20 protein-coding genes and 1 pseudogene are annotated in these 14,664 nt (G+C 45.1%); 19 read left to right on the top strand and 2 right to left on the bottom strand.

The window, feature by feature from the left end:
- The first annotated feature begins 857 nt into the window (after positions 1-857).
- Positions 858-1,040, top strand: coding sequence for a hypothetical protein (locus BZK41_RS23130; RefSeq protein ID WP_044702634.1), 183 nt, complete (start codon positions 858-860; stop codon positions 1,038-1,040).
- A gap of 132 nt (positions 1,041-1,172) precedes the next feature.
- On the opposite strand, the gene BZK41_RS23125 is transcribed toward BZK41_RS23130, so the two are convergent.
- Entirely contained in the window at positions 1,173-1,589 is a 417-nt protein-coding gene (locus BZK41_RS23125) for a helix-turn-helix domain-containing protein (RefSeq protein WP_044702636.1), read from the bottom strand.
- A complete protein-coding gene (locus BZK41_RS23120; protein ID WP_079939719.1) occupies positions 1,586-1,870 on the bottom strand; it encodes a hypothetical protein in 285 nt (94 codons plus the stop codon). Before BZK41_RS23120 ends, BZK41_RS23125 begins: the two co-directional genes overlap by 4 nt.
- A 147-nt stretch (positions 1,871-2,017) precedes the next feature.
- Here BZK41_RS23120 and BZK41_RS23115 point away from each other — a divergent pair, with 147 nt between their 5' ends.
- The 18 genes and pseudogenes from BZK41_RS23115 to BZK41_RS23025 all read left to right on the top strand — a co-directional run bounded on the left by BZK41_RS23115 (position 2,018) and on the right by BZK41_RS23025 (position 14,073).
- A complete protein-coding gene (locus BZK41_RS23115; RefSeq protein WP_079939718.1) occupies positions 2,018-2,413 on the top strand; it encodes a hypothetical protein in 396 nt (131 codons plus the stop codon).
- Positions 2,414-2,439: 26 nt separating this feature from the next.
- Positions 2,440-2,649, top strand: coding sequence for a hypothetical protein (locus BZK41_RS23110; protein ID WP_044702641.1), 210 nt, complete (start codon positions 2,440-2,442; stop codon positions 2,647-2,649).
- A 315-nt stretch (positions 2,650-2,964) separates the two neighbouring features.
- Positions 2,965-4,035 (top strand): DGQHR domain-containing protein, encoded by a 1,071-nt coding sequence (locus BZK41_RS23105; protein WP_079939717.1) that lies wholly within the window; start codon positions 2,965-2,967, stop codon positions 4,033-4,035.
- A gap of 48 nt (positions 4,036-4,083) precedes the next feature.
- Positions 4,084-4,356 carry a hypothetical protein gene (locus BZK41_RS23100; RefSeq protein ID WP_079939716.1) on the top strand — a complete coding sequence of 91 codons (273 nt, stop codon included), beginning with the start codon at positions 4,084-4,086 and terminating at the stop codon, positions 4,354-4,356.
- Between the two features lie 1,907 nt (positions 4,357-6,263).
- Positions 6,264-6,368, top strand: a pseudogene (locus BZK41_RS27800) (hypothetical protein); the annotation flags it as partial.
- 187 nt (positions 6,369-6,555) lie between these two features.
- Complete coding sequence (locus BZK41_RS23090) at positions 6,556-6,858, top strand: hypothetical protein (RefSeq protein ID WP_044702645.1); 303 nt, start codon at positions 6,556-6,558, stop codon at positions 6,856-6,858.
- A gap of 45 nt (positions 6,859-6,903) precedes the next feature.
- Entirely contained in the window at positions 6,904-7,656 is a 753-nt protein-coding gene (locus BZK41_RS23085; RefSeq protein ID WP_079939714.1) for a Fic family protein, read from the top strand.
- A 19-nt stretch (positions 7,657-7,675) separates the two neighbouring features.
- Entirely contained in the window at positions 7,676-7,864 is a 189-nt protein-coding gene (locus BZK41_RS23080; protein ID WP_079939713.1) for a hypothetical protein, read from the top strand.
- Positions 7,865-7,886: 22 nt separating this feature from the next.
- Entirely contained in the window at positions 7,887-8,084 is a 198-nt protein-coding gene (locus tag BZK41_RS23075; protein ID WP_049001272.1) for a hypothetical protein, read from the top strand.
- A gap of 663 nt (positions 8,085-8,747) precedes the next feature.
- Entirely contained in the window at positions 8,748-9,113 is a 366-nt protein-coding gene (locus BZK41_RS23070) for a hypothetical protein (RefSeq protein ID WP_049003356.1), read from the top strand.
- Positions 9,114-9,260: 147 nt separating this feature from the next.
- Positions 9,261-9,704 carry a JAB domain-containing protein gene (locus BZK41_RS23065; protein ID WP_079939712.1) on the top strand — a complete coding sequence of 148 codons (444 nt, stop codon included), beginning with the start codon at positions 9,261-9,263 and terminating at the stop codon, positions 9,702-9,704.
- A 47-nt stretch (positions 9,705-9,751) separates the two neighbouring features.
- Complete coding sequence (locus BZK41_RS23060; protein ID WP_079939711.1) at positions 9,752-10,024, top strand: hypothetical protein; 273 nt, start codon at positions 9,752-9,754, stop codon at positions 10,022-10,024.
- A 48-nt stretch (positions 10,025-10,072) separates the two neighbouring features.
- Positions 10,073-10,516, top strand: a complete 444-nt coding sequence (locus BZK41_RS23055; RefSeq protein ID WP_079939710.1) for a hypothetical protein — start codon at positions 10,073-10,075, stop codon at positions 10,514-10,516.
- A 2-nt stretch (positions 10,517-10,518) separates the two neighbouring features.
- Entirely contained in the window at positions 10,519-11,307 is a 789-nt protein-coding gene (locus tag BZK41_RS23050; protein WP_253193786.1) for an N-6 DNA methylase, read from the top strand.
- 459 nt (positions 11,308-11,766) lie between these two features.
- Positions 11,767-12,099 (top strand): Arc family DNA-binding protein, encoded by a 333-nt coding sequence (locus tag BZK41_RS27795; RefSeq protein WP_079939709.1) that lies wholly within the window; start codon positions 11,767-11,769, stop codon positions 12,097-12,099.
- Positions 12,100-12,373: 274 nt separating this feature from the next.
- Positions 12,374-12,811, top strand: coding sequence for a hypothetical protein (locus tag BZK41_RS23035; protein WP_079939707.1), 438 nt, complete (start codon positions 12,374-12,376; stop codon positions 12,809-12,811).
- A 150-nt stretch (positions 12,812-12,961) separates the two neighbouring features.
- On the top strand, positions 12,962-13,447 hold the full coding sequence (locus BZK41_RS23030; protein WP_241243677.1) for a DUF1419 domain-containing protein: 486 nt from the start codon (positions 12,962-12,964) through the stop codon (positions 13,445-13,447).
- Between the two features lie 68 nt (positions 13,448-13,515).
- Positions 13,516-14,073, top strand: a complete 558-nt coding sequence (locus BZK41_RS23025) for a hypothetical protein (RefSeq protein WP_079939706.1) — start codon at positions 13,516-13,518, stop codon at positions 14,071-14,073.
- Positions 14,074-14,664 lie beyond the last annotated feature (591 nt).

Genomic DNA, 14,664 nt, shown 5'->3' with positions numbered 1-14,664 from the left:
AATGCAGGCTTATATTGCTACTGAGCCTGCCATAGTGAGAAGGTCTTTTATCTTCCATAATACAGCACTGGTGTTTTGTAGTCGCTGTATCATGCAGAAGTCGTTTTATGAGTGATATATTAGAACTGATCCGAGAGCGGGAGGGTAACAGACAAAATAAAGAGTCAACCAGGCTGTCTATCGTAAATCCGAAATAGTTAAGTAAATCATCCCCGTTATTAACACACTCATAGCGTTTGCTCTCTACCCGTATATACGTTGCTTTAAGATACTCATTCGCCCAAACAGCATAAATTGCGGCCTCATCTTCAGAACTGCATACGAGTAGCGTTGCTAATCTGACAGTATCATTCACATAAACAGTCATAGAATCCCTCTAAAAACAGTAAATTATCAAATATTTAGCGTGTTAAGCATCGATGACGATAGCTTTCATGAAACGTTTGCAGATGGAGCATATTTGCGCATGCGCAAATGTAAAAAGTTTACATATTGTGAATTTTTGCTTGTTTTCTGATATTCTCAATGGTAAGGTATTATTTAAAAGGGCATCGCGCCCATAACCGGAGAAAATCATGAAAGTGATTGCCAAATATAAGAAAGTAGAAATTACTTTCACATCACAGTGTGTTTCCATAAATTTCAACTCTGTTAAAGATGCTCTCACATATACTGAATGGTACAAGAGGGCGATAATAACCCGAGTCCGGGCTAGTAGCGATATTTCATACCCATCCGAGTTGTATAGCTATCTCAAAAACAAAGGAATTATAAATACAGAGCAATTCCTTAGTCGTCAGAGCATGCTAAGAAAAGCAAATCTTCTTAGCTCGTTACAATCACACTGGTTATGATATATGAGTGGACTTAAAAAGTATGCCTGCTATAAAAGTTCAGGCGTGAAACTGGGGTTTATTTACCTTAATTCAAATTCAGAGAATTTAAGAGAAATCTTTATGGAGAATAAAGTAGAAATCAAAAGAAAGTTTCCGGGATCTGCATTCATAAAACTAGTTAAAAAGCGTGATGAAATTTCTTAAAACTCAATAACGCCTGATTGATTAAACTTTCTATTGTAATGGCATGCTATGCAGTTACCTACTGACGCGCCGTTGGCTTGTCCAACACGGTACGACCACATAATAAATTATGTAGCCGTACCGCGTTATCATTTAAAGGAATACGCCTGGATTGACACCAAAGTGTTCTGCCAGCTTGTATATATGTGGAATAGTAAGCGCTCGATTTCCATTAAGGATTGCAGAAAGTAGCGGTCGGCTTACCTCCAGGATCTCAGCCATTTCTTTACCCTTGATATTTCTATGCTTCATGAGGGTAATTAACGCATTAACTGTTTTATCGGTACAGCCAGTACCCGTAAGCAGTAAAGCCTCCATCTTATTTTTTTCATATTTAATGATGCACTCGGCCATTAACTGAAGGAGTACTCTGGGGGTTGAGTTAAGCTCGTGCAACTCCTTTAGGTCGTTAAGTGCGGTTTCATACTCGTTATCATCTTTGATTCCGCGAAGCCACTTAAGTTCTTGGAGTAGAGTGTTCATGCTGGTATTGACGGTTTCGGTATTCATGCTTCTCTCTTATATTTTTTGCCAGCTTGAATGGAGTTCGACAACACAAAATTGCCCTCGTAATTGAACTGACCGTCGAAGATGAGTTTGCCGTTGGCAAAAGACAGCAGAGTGCTTAAGCCATTATCCCCTTTGACGGCAAAAGGGAATAATGTATGCAGTTCTGCATCGTTTCTTATCTCAGCGTCCTGAAGGAAGCAATAAAGTGCTTTTATATCTGCTTCAAGTTTGGGGTGTTCCGATATAGCTTCAGCAAACACCTGGTACTGTAGAACATTCAATGCTTACCCCTTAAAGTTCACTCGACTATCGGTGATTAATGTCTGAGTATACCTAAAACATTCACATAATGTAAATTTAATCATTTCTCTTCACTGGTTATGATATAATTATGTATCACAAGTAAAAGCAGGGGTTTCACTGTGTATATGTCGTTGTATCAGGACTCAATACTCGGAACTGTTGATGATTTTATTTCTGAACACCCAGGCATCGATTGGACGCAGGATGACCCTTCAGCTCTGATAGAAGCATGGAATATCAATTATATCCAACCGCTGGTTTCATTGTATTACGAGCAGAACGGGCTTGAGCTTAGCGCTAAAAATCGCATTTTCGTCATAGCCGTTAACCCTAAACAATCAAGCTATCCGGTGCGTACTACTCATTACTTTGAACGTTGTGGCGCACTTTGCGAATTTGAAGCAATGAATATCGAAGAAGCAATAATTGAATGCCTAATCAGCTATCCAGATGCTGTTCCTGCTCCCGGTATACTGGATCAATGGATGATGGACACCACCTTTTCTGCCGCATTCCGATAGTAAAATCCGAACACTGGAGATTCTGAATGTACGAGTATGTAGATTTCTATGATGAAGCCGAAACAGGAGGCCCGGATGGAGGGCCGATTATGCTGTCTTTAAAACAGGTTATTCGAATGCTAAAACGGCATGGCTTTACAAAACCAGGAGAATGGCTGACCTATTTTAAAGAATCTAACCTGCTGCATGCAGATAAATATCCAGCCACCTCATTACTCAAATGGTTGGGTTATTAGTCAGGAAGATTTGATTTCTTGACGTGAAGATTAAGGGTCAGGGGCGGTCTTATATGGGGGATGGCCCCCTGCGGGAACCCTCCCCCATAAGTCAGGGTATTTCACGAGAGCCGTAAAGCACTAAATCGGAACCCTGAAGGGAACCCCCGATTTAGCGCCTGACGGTTGACGGTCAGTAGCCAGATGCAAAAAAATAAATTCACAATATGTAAATTATTTCTGGATGAATTCGAAGTGTTACGTTATAATTAGCATCAGGAACAGGGCGTTATGCCCCAACGGACACCCGCCGTAATCCGGGACTGGAGATTTACCATGATCAATACCTCTCTACAAACCTTCAAATACCCTTGCTTAATTGGTCATCAGGGAGGGCGGCGTGTTCTGACAATCAGTGCTAAATTCGATGAATTAAGTCGATTGCTTGCCGCTGATAATCTAAGCCACACACTTAATCGCTCTCAGCGTGAACTTAATCGCCGTCGCGCTACTGCTTTTGCCGAGTATGTTATTAACGGGCTGAATAACGATACTGGTTATATTATTCCACCTCTGATCGGTAATGTTGATGGTGATATAGTTGTTGAAGTTTCTGAGCATTTTCCGTCGTTCGGATTTCTGTCTATACCAATGAATGCAAAAATTGTTCTTTTTGACGGCCAGCATCGTGAGGTTGGTATAGAAGAGGTTTGCCAGATGTTATGCAACATGCATACTCAAACAGTTACGGTGGAATTGTCGGAAAATTTGACTCTTGAACAACGTCAGCAATTTTTCGCGGATATTAACGGGAATGCTTCGAAGCCAAATGCGGCAATCAACCTAGCCTATGACCGCAGCAATCCACTTAGCCAGCTTGTTCGCGAAGTTGTCATGGCGAACGAAACTCTCAAGAATAAGACTGATTTTGAAAGAACTAACATAACGGGGAAATCTGCTGCCTGGGTATCCTTTAAATCTCTTTGCGATGCCTCAGCACGTTTCACCCGGCTGACTGAAGATTCAGAACCCGTCAAAGTCTCCGGTGATCTGGCTAAGATTTGGGAGGGGTGGTGTCAATTCTCTGGCCTCAGTGATGCCGGTGATTACCCTTACGGGGAATATTCACAAGAATGGCTGACATTTACTGCTGTTATGGTAAATGGATTCGGTTTTGCTGTTCAGGAGCTACTGGAGTCTATGACGGCAACCGAACTGGCCGAGCGCCTTAAAGGAATGAATGCCTCAGCAAATCGTCGCGAACGTGATGATTTTTTCCAGTATGAAAAATGGAAAGGTCTGTGTGTCAGTAGTGAAACCGGCAAGATTGTCGCGAACATCAAAAGCCAAAGATCTGCTGCGACTAAACTGATTTCAGCAATTAAGGCAGCATCCTATACCATCTAAAAATCTGTGGGTCTGCATTTAAAATGCAGACCATACTGGAGGTTCATCATGATTACTACAAACGTGCTCAACGCTTTATCTGAAACAGTATTTATTAACACTCAGCGTAAATCGACTAAAAAATTTGATTTCACTGTCACTCGAAATAATGATGGTTCATACCTTGTCTCGCAGCAGGCTTATCGTGTTTACCCATCAGGCCATGAAGTAATCAAATCGTCAAAGACGTGGGTAGCTGAAAATATTCAAATGTTGCGTAAGTCAGCTTTTATGAATAATCGACAAGGAAGAATTTTCCTTAAATCGATCGCCATTCACTAACAGTTAATTTTACAAAATGTAAATTAAATTATTGTTCTGAGTTTTGGTATTTAGTATAATTGTGGATAACAGATAAATGATATCTGACGGACACCCGCCGTAATTCGGGAGAGGAATAATAATGCAACTTTCACATGCGGAAGCTGTTATTTTCAAGAATGACAAATGGGATAATGCCCTTTCTGTCCTGAACACTCATCCTGATTTAACTGCTATTGAATCAGGCAGAGAACAGTCATTGGGTGAGCTTGTAACATCGTCTGTTGAATCCATATATACGGCCCTCACAAGTGGCTGGACAATGATGTTGGGCTATTCCAGTGGGAAGGATTCTGAGGCTCTTTTGCACTTATTTCTCATGGCGTTGATCCGGGCAGTCAGATCCGGCGCGGTTACAAGTCGCCATCATTTCCTTTTGCACACTGATACTTTGGTCGAAAATCCAGAGGTTCATTGGCTTGCCCGGAAAAAACTCACTGCGCTTCAGACCTTCATTGATACAGAAAATCTGCCCCTTACGATAGTTTTGGGCCAGCCATCGGTTACATCAAGCTGGACAGGACGTATCCTGACAGGGCGTGGGCTTCCGACTTTTACCAATAGCAATGCGCGTCAGTGTACTCATGAGTTAAAAATTAGCGCCGCTCAGCGCGCTAAAGCTGAATATATGCGCGGCAAGAGAATAAAAGGCAGGGTCTGCCTGATGCTAGGAAGTCGCGATGCTGAAGGTTCCACACGCGCCGGAAACATAGCCAAGAAGAATGGCAGCGCAGTACGGGTGATAAAAAAGCATGGTGGCGATGGTGAACTATATCCCGTCAAAAACTGGCTTGCTTCTGATATCTGGGAATTTCTGCTCTCATCTGGTTCATCCTCGCATTACCACTTACCGAGCTATCTTGTTAACAACAATGAGACAGCCGAAATGTATCGTTCCGCGACCGGTGAATGTGTATGGAGTGCTCAGGATAAGCGCCAGAGTGATTCCTGTGGAGCGCGATTCGGTTGCTGGTCTTGTCAGGCTGTTGGCCTGGATAAATCAATGCAGACATTGCTGAGCAGCAATCCAGACCGGTACGGGTATATGGAGTATTTGAACAGACTTCAGCGATTTCTAGCTAAGCGTCGATATGCCTGGGAAGACCGTCATCCAGTTGGGAGAACTATTTATGGCAATGGATACATAAAGATTCAGCCTGATGTTTATTCGCCTCAATTTTTAGAACGTCTACTGTTTGTCTGTTGCAGTATTGATTATGTGGAACAGTGCCGCGCCGACGCATTACTTGACCAGTTGGTGAACGGCGAAATCGAAAACACTGAACACAACCGACGCATGGCCGAGCCTCAGTTTCGTATTGTTACCGAGGCAGCTCTGATCCATATAGATTTTATGTGGGGGTTTCACCACTTTAATTCTCAGCCATTCCGGGCACTGGATATTTACCATAAGGTCTGGACGTTTGGAATGACTGACCTGCTTGATGATGAACCTGACATGATGCCGGTTGAGCGCACCCCTATTCCGCATCCTCTGTGGGTAAAAGTCAGCAAATGGGGGGATGATTCCTTGTTTTCCGGTCTGGCAGATCCAATGGCAGAAATGACATATTTTAATGGGACTGACGATCCCAGAGCAGCACGAACAATCCTTACTCCTGCTGGCAGTAAGCGTGTTGTAGATTTCTGTGATGAGGATGAGTTAACGGTAGATCCCTATTCTGCTGAGTTTATTGTTTGGGAGGAATACCCCCGACTAAGGGCGCAAGTTCGCGATGGAATACTTACCCCTGGAAGCGCAGCGCAATTTTATCTTCGGTTTGGTGTGATCCAAATATCGGCAGGTAAAGCGGCCATGTATGACCGTATGATGGAGCGCGGTCAGACGCTGCACCGCCTTAAACTTTCCGGGCAACAAACTATGTCAGAAATCGCGAAACGGAAGGATTTACGCGTCCTTGAAGACAAAAAGTTTCGTTGGGTTACAGCCAAAACCATTCAGGCACGAATGATTCAAATGAAATGGTGGTGTTGCATGTTTCTTGTGCTGAGCCAATACATGGATGAAAAAGGGAGATTCAGACCTGTTCTGGTTTTTGATTCAAAAAGAGTACCCGAACGTGCTGCTTAATGTGGCTTTGCGCATGCGCAAATTAATAATGGCCAGCTTAGACTGGCCACTACAGGAGACTGGATGCTATGAAAGTATTACAATCCTTACTGAAAACTCTGATTGGATGTAAGCGTATGAAAACCCTGTTTGAAGATATCGTATCGAAGAAAACTAAACAGTTTATCTTTAAAGTTGAACAAGACAGTGATGGCACTTACCAGGTCACTCAGCAGGCATTACGCGTATACCCTGATGGCCGCACATCCGTGCAGTCTGAAAAAAAATGGCAATATGAAACTCTTATTGATCTGCGCGATGGTGAATTCAAAGCGAGTCGTCAGGGAAAACTATTCCTCGATGACCAATTTTGGGTCGGTAAGACGGTCTGATTAAAGTGTTTGCAAGAGCACTGGATGAGCCATAAGGATTTCGATATGAATACGCAACTGAGTTCTGTACTGGGTTTCACATGGAATGCAGGTGTGCTTCCACAAATTAATCCAGGCAATGTGCGTCGGCCGTTGGCTATTTATCAGCAACAGCTACCCTCTTTCGTCTGGGATGCTGCTAAATTAGAAAATAATCCATTTACCTTTGTAGAAGTCCAGACACTTCTGGATGGTGTCACGGTAGGCGGCCATAAATTATCTGACGCTGAACAAGTAACTAACCTGGCTGACAGTGGTAAGAAACTGATTGAATTGGTCAAAACAGGTCGATTCGACCTTGATAAGCCAACAATTATTATGTTGCACGGTATTGTGGCCCGGAATGAAGCGCTGGAATGGGGAGTGTTCCGGGGGGAAGGTGATGAGACTGGTTATACACCCTATGTGGCGTTAGGTGAACTTGGAGAACATAACCCGTTGCCAACGTTACCCGGAGCACCTGAACTGAATAGGGTTTTTCATGAGGGCGTAACGGGAATTAAAACCTTACCCCCCTATGAAGGTGCGCTTGTGATGTTTCTATTTGGAGCGCTACAGCAATTTTTCTTTGATGGTAATAAACGCACAAGTCGCCATATGATGAATGGTTGGTTAATGAAACATGGGTTAGATCCGATCAGCATTCCAGCCAGGAAAGCCCAGGAGTTCAATGACAAGATGGTGCGATTTTATGTAAGTAAAGATGGAACCGAAATGCTTACTTTCCTTGATAGTTGTCGCAGAAAAGGTAGCAACTAAGGCCACAGGAGAAACTATTATGTCTCTGGAAAAGATTAATAAATCTGAAATAATAACCTTACCCTCTGATAAAGAAATCACGTTGGAGCGTCTTGGACGAGAACTACAGGAGAAATTTGCAAGCCAGCCTGAAGACGAAAAAGCGGTGCGATTTGTCGATGAGATAGAGCCATTTAGTAAAGAATTTCTTGCTGCGTGTAGAAAATGATTTCGATGTGGGGAATGAGTAAATGGAAAGACAAAAGTTGATATTAATTGGTGTTATCACCACATTGGTGGCTATGCTATTGGCATTCATAGATTTGGCTTTAGACTTGAAAAGTGTTGATAGCATAGGTGTACTGTCTTCTTTCCTGCCTAAAGCTTTTGCCATTATTGGCGTTGCTATGGTTGTTCTCGGGTTATGCCGTCCTGTCGCCAATAAATAATTTACTCCCTTAAATGGCCTAAATTACTAATCAGGATTAGCACTGATTTTTTTCCAGACAAACTGAAATATTTGTCCTGGCCCCCTTCGGCTTCTGACCAGCTAAAGCTGTTCAGTCGTCAAGCCCAACTCCGCTAGGGGGCTGCTGCGCACCCCCCAATCTACGCCGAACCCGCAAGCGGTTTCGTGCCTGACGGCTATGGTCTGATGGCGAAGGTCAACGGCGAGGCTCACAGCGACCGTTCCGGTCACGTCGCCTTAACCGCGACGGCGCAGCCGCCACTCTGAAGCGAGATTAAAAAATAGCGTGACGCGTAACGGGATAAACTCGGGCATGAAATCACCGGCGCTTGCAGGGGTACATTCTGGCCGGGAGGCAAAAGGGCAAAGGGCGGTCTAACATGGGGGATGGCCCCCTGCGGGAACCCTCCCCCATGCGGCAGGGTACTGGCAGGAGAGCCGTCAAGGATAAAAATCGGAACCCTGAAGGGAACCCCCGATTTTTTCCTGGACGGTTCGGCAGCGGCGCGGTGAGGTGGCAAAAATAAATTCACAATATGTAAATATAGTCTGGCTGAACCGGGCCTGTTTTGCTATAATTATTATCAGAAACAGGGCATTAGGCCCACACGGACACCCGCCGTAATCCGGGAAGGAAAGCTCAATGACCATCCAACCTTATGTTTGCACCGATCCTGAAATTGTCGCGCTGCGCGAAAAAATGGCCGCGCTTTTGAAGAAGCATGATTTACCGGTTTTTGACTTCAACGTTAAAGCGCAGATCCCCGCACGTAACATTCTTCTGAAAGCCTGCGTGAGCCTGGATATTATCCTCAATGATTTAATTGACAGCACAGATATAACGAACAAAAACGCCTTTTGCGCAATGATCAGCTCTTACGCCAACAAAATTGACTACTCCCTGTCCTACTATCACCGCATGTCACCACCACTCTCCGTGGCATATAGGCCCATGCAATTTCGCATAGCCTGGTATGCCGAACAGTCCAAAAATTCGGCTGTTACCTGATTAATTTCATAGCCCTTTCCAGGGCTATTTTTATTTACATTATGTGAATTTCGCTTTTCCATGATACAAATTTGTATTATAATGACGGTACACAAAAGGCATTAAGCCAAACGGACACCCGCCGTAATTCGGGAGAGGCATATAACAATGAATTATGAAGATTCAATAATTAATCTGGCAATGGCGATCCTTGAATCTCGTCTTAAGCAAACGTCATATTCATTCACTAGTTCTGACTCCGTTAAACAATATCTGCGTCTGAACCTTCAGAATCAGGAGAGAGAGTTTTTTGGTGCGATGTATCTGAATAATCAACATCAATTAATTTCCTTTGAAATCATTCATTCCGGGACAATCAATTCCGTCGAAATCAGTCCCCGTGAAGTCGCCAGATTAGCTTTAACTCTTAATGCCCAGGCTGTAATTTTTGCGCATAACCACCCTTCAGGAACACCTGACCCAAGTCGGGCAGATATTAACATTACAGCCAAGCTTAAAAACGCGTTGGCGCTTTTTGATATTAGCACTCTGGATCATTTTATCGTCGCCGGAAATGACGTCATTTCGATGGCTGAATGCGGCCACATTTAACAAAAAAACCGGCCACTGTAAGTGGCCGGGTAAAAGGAGGTATCACTATGTCACAGCCAAAGCAACGCTATAGCAACACACCTGAAGTACCGATCCGCCCGGAAACTTTACGTAATGCCGCGAACTGGACACCGCCGACCGTCGATGAAATCTCGGAAGTGTTAAACCGCGCAGGTATTAAATGGGGCCAGTTAGCCGTGATGACAGGTAATCCAGAAACTGTTGTCGTTAGCTGGAAAGAGGGTAAAGAAAAAATCAGCTACATGGCATGGCGCTATATCTGTGAGAGTGCAGGTTACGGGCGTATTGACCGGGTTTAGTTACCTTTATTTGCGAACAGGATACCCGACAACGGGAAAGGAATAAAAATGTATTACTTCTATATTCCAGGCTCATATTCCGTACTAGAACCTGTACAGATGGATGGCAATCAAAGCAGGGGAATGTATTCAGGGGAAACGTTGGAGCAGCTTCAGGCTCAAAACCCACAGGTCGTTATGTTGCATCTGGACGAATGTTTAACAGCGATCCGTGACGCGGCCAGAATGCCAGTTGAAGTGATTAGCAAAAGCTCGTTTGACCTGTTCCACCGCTCAAACATCATGGATGAGTGTAATACCAACCGTGGATGTACGTTTAAATGCCGCGAGTTTAATGCTGCTGATATCATTACCTGCTTTGCATCATTAAACGTGAACGATCAGCATATATTCGCCACTTTCAGAGATATTGATTCCTTAACTCACGACCAAATCCTTTCCCGTGCTCGTGAATTCATTGACGCCACTATGAGGGTAAATCCCAGCGTATAACGTTGGCAGCCAGAACCAATTTTATTTGCGCATGCGCAAAAAGGATAGCGGTCGCTTTCCGACCGCCCTACTCCTTAAAGCCAGAACAGGGAGACAATGTGACTTCGCTGGACACTGAATTTATGCAGACAGTCAGAAAACTAACGGCACACCGTTCTCCACGCGATGTATTTACGGTTTTATGCCGGATTGTTGCTGACCGTATTGATCCGGCATTAGCCGGGCGCACTGAATGCCATGAGAACGCGAGAAAACTGACGGGCGACTATTCGCATACAGAAAAGGGAATGTTTGAAGCTTTAATCAGGCTTTTACCGCAGGTTCTACAGGAAAACCCCCGTGATTTTCTGGGGGAGTGCGTAATGAGCCTGGAATTGGGCAATACCGCGTTAGGCCAGTATTTTACGCCCGGATCGCTCGCCAGTCTGAAATTTGAATTATTGAAGCAAGACTATGCCAGCGAGATTCGAAAGCACGGGTTCATCATCCTTCAGGAACCGGCAGTCGGTTCAGGGGGCTTGATCATCAAAATGGCGAATGGCCTAGCTGATGCAGGATTTAACCCATCAGCTTCACTGTTCGTATCCTGCGCGGATAACGACGCACTTGCTGCTGACATGGCATTTATCCAGTTATCGCTTCTGGGTATTGCTGCTGAGGTGAGTACAGGCGACACGCTGCGTATGGAGTTCAGAAAGACGCGCTATACGCTGGCGTACTGGCTGAACAATTTTAATGAGCGCCTGAAAGTAAGGCGCATGTTTGAAGTGATGGCCGACACAGGCCGATGAAGATTTAGAGATACCAAACCATAACGTTAAGGAGCACATATGAAACCATTCGGGCTGTTTTTCAGTCGGGAAGGATGTACCTGTTCATTATGTCGTAGCCGTGGGTACAGAAAGAGTAACGCCTATGACGCTGTAAACCGCACCAGTAAACGCAAAGCCAGGCAGCATGCAAAAAAGTCGATTCAATGCGAACTGAAGGATATTCTCTGAAAGACGAACGCTCAGGCGGCGTTTTCCGGCGCTGTCGTGCATCCATCCCCCGCCTGGAGTCAAAAGCATCGCTTCAGGTGGCCTGACGGCCACCGCGCTTTCACCGTTCACCGCTGGCGAGCTTCTGGGCTGTCGTGCTGCGTATCGCCCCAGATTGGCTTCCACCCCTGCTCATTTCTAAGTTAGGCTGCGTTGAGTGACGACCCACCGTGAGGCATAATGTAAAAAAACTCTTTTGAGAATATGCGCATGAGCAGAGAAGACCCACAACTTAGAGTCAGATTGCCTCTGGAATTAAAGAACAATATAGAAGAATCAGCGAAATTAAATCGGCGCTCGATAAACGCTGAGATTGTTACTCGTCTTAGCCATACGTTCCAGACTGACAGTATAAACTTCGGTGCTAATGAATTAGCAATGCCGGGCAATATCAGCAATATTCCAGAAAGTCTTCTTCGATCTGAACTGCCAGAATATGTAGCCAATCTTTCAAAACTGATAATTACTGACGTGTATATTGAAAAATTATGCCTGCTTGCCAGAGAACAGGCTGAAAAGGACTGGAAGGAAAGACTGAAATAACCATGTCTAACATGGGGGATGGCTCCCTGCGGGAACCCTCCCCCATCCGGTAGGGTATTACCGGTGGAGCCGTCAAGGATAAAAATCGGAACCCTGAAGGGAACCCCCGATTTTTTCCTGGACGGTTCGGCAGCGGCGCGGGGAAGCGGCAAAAATAAATTCACAATATGTAAATATACCCTGGTTGAATCGGGCCTGTTTTGCTATAATTATTATCAGAAACAGGGCATTACGCTCAAACGGACACCCGCCGTAATCCGGGAGGATGCAAAATATGAATACCATTATGCTTAACAACCGCGCCGAACTTACCCAGGCGACTATCAACCTTTTCGGTTCATTTTCCCCTTACATCCCGGAAATTATTCAGGACTATACGGCAAAGTATGTATTCAACTACCGCTACAAAGGATTTGCGATCCGTGAGATTGAGAACGGATTGGGCTATTACTTCCCGCTGCACATTGAAAGAATCTCGATGATCACCCCTATCGACCGCAAGCTGCATGACGTTTCACCTGACGTCCTCGGAATTCTCATGACGCTGCATTGCTATGGGATGTGCATACAAAGTGATTTACAGGACTTATCAGATAAAAACAAAGCCTTAGCTCTGGAGCAAATCGAAGGGATAAAGCAAAAGCGCGAAATTTTATTACAGTATGCTTTAAAGACGATTTCACCTGACGACATTGTGATGTTGCTGAAATAACGCCATGAAGCCCGCAATTGCGCGGGTTTTTTTATTCACATTTTGTAAATATTAATGGATTTTTCCGGGCTACTTAGCTATAATTATCATCAGAAACAAGGCATTATGCCAAAACGGACACCCGCCGTAATCCGGGATGGAATCAAAGATATGAACGCCACTATCCAGAATCCCCCTCGCATGACTAATCTGTATTTTTACATTCCTGGTAGCACCACTCCGCAGGATATTGTCTGCATGAAACCTGAAAGCACCACACCGTCAAACAACGATCAGTATTTTGGCTTATATAGCAAAAAGACCCTGACTGAGTATCGGAGTGAACATCCGGGCATCATGATGCTGACGTGGGAAGAAGTGGCGGCTCAGGTGCTTCTGGCGGCCAGAAAGCCGGTCACTGAAATATCTTTTGAACGCTATACGGAAATGCTCGAAGTCCTGCCGCCCCTGCGATGGGTATCATCCGGTGAAAATACATCGTTTATGCTTTGCGAACGTTTTACGGACAATATCACCGACATTTTTGCGCGCATTCATACTGGAGAGGGGAAGTATCGTTATTTTACCCTGCGCGATGTTGATACGCTGACTCATCGGCAGATCGTTGAGAAAGTGATGTTGTATATTAACCGCTAAATGATGAATGGGGTATTGCGCCCCATTTTACCCACGGACACCCGCCAACAACCGGGAAGAAAAATAATATGACTATTTCAAACGCTCTTATCCAGAAAGCACAGAACCACCTGAATGAACTGACGCGCTATGAAAGCAAAGTGATGACAAAGCGTGAATTCATTGACACATTGCTGGCAGAAGGCTACACGCCTGAATGCTATGCCATAAGCAAGATAGCCAGCCCGACCGGGAGGCAAATCAATCGCTGGAGCAATGAGCAGTACCGCGAGCACTGGATGAAACGCGCCCGATCAGGGACGAAAATTGAGTATGTGCTCATGTCGGCACACGGATTTTTTGAAGTATCAAAAACCTGTTTTGATTTAGCTCTCACCCTCACAGAACAGGTTGAAGCCCGACCGCATTTAAAAACATTTGTGGTGTTTAATGTTCCCGGTCAGAACATTCCCGGTATCAGCAGCACCGAGTCAAAACCCTGCGTGGCAGTGTATTCAGCGGCAATATCGAACGATGAAAGCCGCGTAAAGACGATTCTTGACCTAGATTATCCAGGCTCCCGCGTCGTATGGTATGGCATCGCCCGGACAGAGCAGGAAGCAATTAACGCAGCAGGATACCGCTAATCAACTCCCCGTAATGGGGAGTTTCAGCCCGGATGATGAAGACCGGGCTTCTCCCGGTCAGCTATATGGCATGCCCCTGACGGGTACGGCCTGCGCTAAGCGTGATTTTGCGCATGCGCAAAATCATCCTACGGACAGTCGGCCTCATGCGAACGGCAACATCTCAAAGCAGTTGCCTGCGGCAACAGCTTCCATTAGAACCGTTCGTTTGCCTGCCCTTTTGTTATCACTGGGACCTGGGTATATATTTAGCGACACAATTATGATCTTCCTGATGTGATTCATTTGTATTGACGTTGCGCGTCACGATTTTGTTTTCATGAAAGATTTTTACCTGTTGTGCCGGAGATACCTCTGTCAGTTTTTTATTGGGGCGAGTTTATGGCGAGCGTGTTTTGTTCATATTTCATCACCGGCCTGAATTTCTAAACCTCTCAAATACGGGGCGTGGCCCCCTTCGGCTCCTGACCAGCTAAAGCTGTTCAGTCGTCAAGCCCAACTCCGCTAGGGGGCTGCTGCGCACCCCCCAATCTACGCCGAACCCGCAAGCGGTTTCGTGCCTGACGGCTATGGTCTGATGGCGAAGGTCAA

Source organism: Citrobacter sp. A316, from assembly GCF_002042945.1.
GTDB classification, from domain to species: Bacteria; Pseudomonadota; Gammaproteobacteria; order Enterobacterales; family Enterobacteriaceae; genus Citrobacter; species Citrobacter portucalensis.
Note: the sequence above shows the minus strand (reverse complement) of the source record. Positions and strands in the feature narration are given on the sequence as shown.

Coding starts and splice junctions, on each gene's coding strand:
- BZK41_RS23130 (WP_044702634.1), top strand. CDS start 858: ATGAGTGGACTTAAAAAGTATGCCTGCTATAAAAGTTCAGGCGTGAAA.
- BZK41_RS23125 (WP_044702636.1), bottom strand. CDS start 1,589: ATGAATACCGAAACCGTCAATACCAGCATGAACACTCTACTCCAAGAA.
- BZK41_RS23115 (WP_079939718.1), top strand. CDS start 2,018: ATGTCGTTGTATCAGGACTCAATACTCGGAACTGTTGATGATTTTATT.
- BZK41_RS23110 (WP_044702641.1), top strand. CDS start 2,440: ATGTACGAGTATGTAGATTTCTATGATGAAGCCGAAACAGGAGGCCCG.
- BZK41_RS23105 (WP_079939717.1), top strand. CDS start 2,965: ATGATCAATACCTCTCTACAAACCTTCAAATACCCTTGCTTAATTGGT.
- BZK41_RS23100 (WP_079939716.1), top strand. CDS start 4,084: ATGATTACTACAAACGTGCTCAACGCTTTATCTGAAACAGTATTTATT.
- BZK41_RS23090 (WP_044702645.1), top strand. CDS start 6,556: ATGAAAGTATTACAATCCTTACTGAAAACTCTGATTGGATGTAAGCGT.
- BZK41_RS23085 (WP_079939714.1), top strand. CDS start 6,904: ATGAATACGCAACTGAGTTCTGTACTGGGTTTCACATGGAATGCAGGT.
- BZK41_RS23080 (WP_079939713.1), top strand. CDS start 7,676: ATGTCTCTGGAAAAGATTAATAAATCTGAAATAATAACCTTACCCTCT.
- BZK41_RS23075 (WP_049001272.1), top strand. CDS start 7,887: ATGGAAAGACAAAAGTTGATATTAATTGGTGTTATCACCACATTGGTG.
- BZK41_RS23070 (WP_049003356.1), top strand. CDS start 8,748: ATGACCATCCAACCTTATGTTTGCACCGATCCTGAAATTGTCGCGCTG.
- BZK41_RS23065 (WP_079939712.1), top strand. CDS start 9,261: ATGAATTATGAAGATTCAATAATTAATCTGGCAATGGCGATCCTTGAA.
- BZK41_RS23060 (WP_079939711.1), top strand. CDS start 9,752: ATGTCACAGCCAAAGCAACGCTATAGCAACACACCTGAAGTACCGATC.
- BZK41_RS23055 (WP_079939710.1), top strand. CDS start 10,073: ATGTATTACTTCTATATTCCAGGCTCATATTCCGTACTAGAACCTGTA.
- BZK41_RS27795 (WP_079939709.1), top strand. CDS start 11,767: ATGAGCAGAGAAGACCCACAACTTAGAGTCAGATTGCCTCTGGAATTA.
- BZK41_RS23035 (WP_079939707.1), top strand. CDS start 12,374: ATGAATACCATTATGCTTAACAACCGCGCCGAACTTACCCAGGCGACT.
- BZK41_RS23030 (WP_241243677.1), top strand. CDS start 12,962: ATGAACGCCACTATCCAGAATCCCCCTCGCATGACTAATCTGTATTTT.
- BZK41_RS23025 (WP_079939706.1), top strand. CDS start 13,516: ATGACTATTTCAAACGCTCTTATCCAGAAAGCACAGAACCACCTGAAT.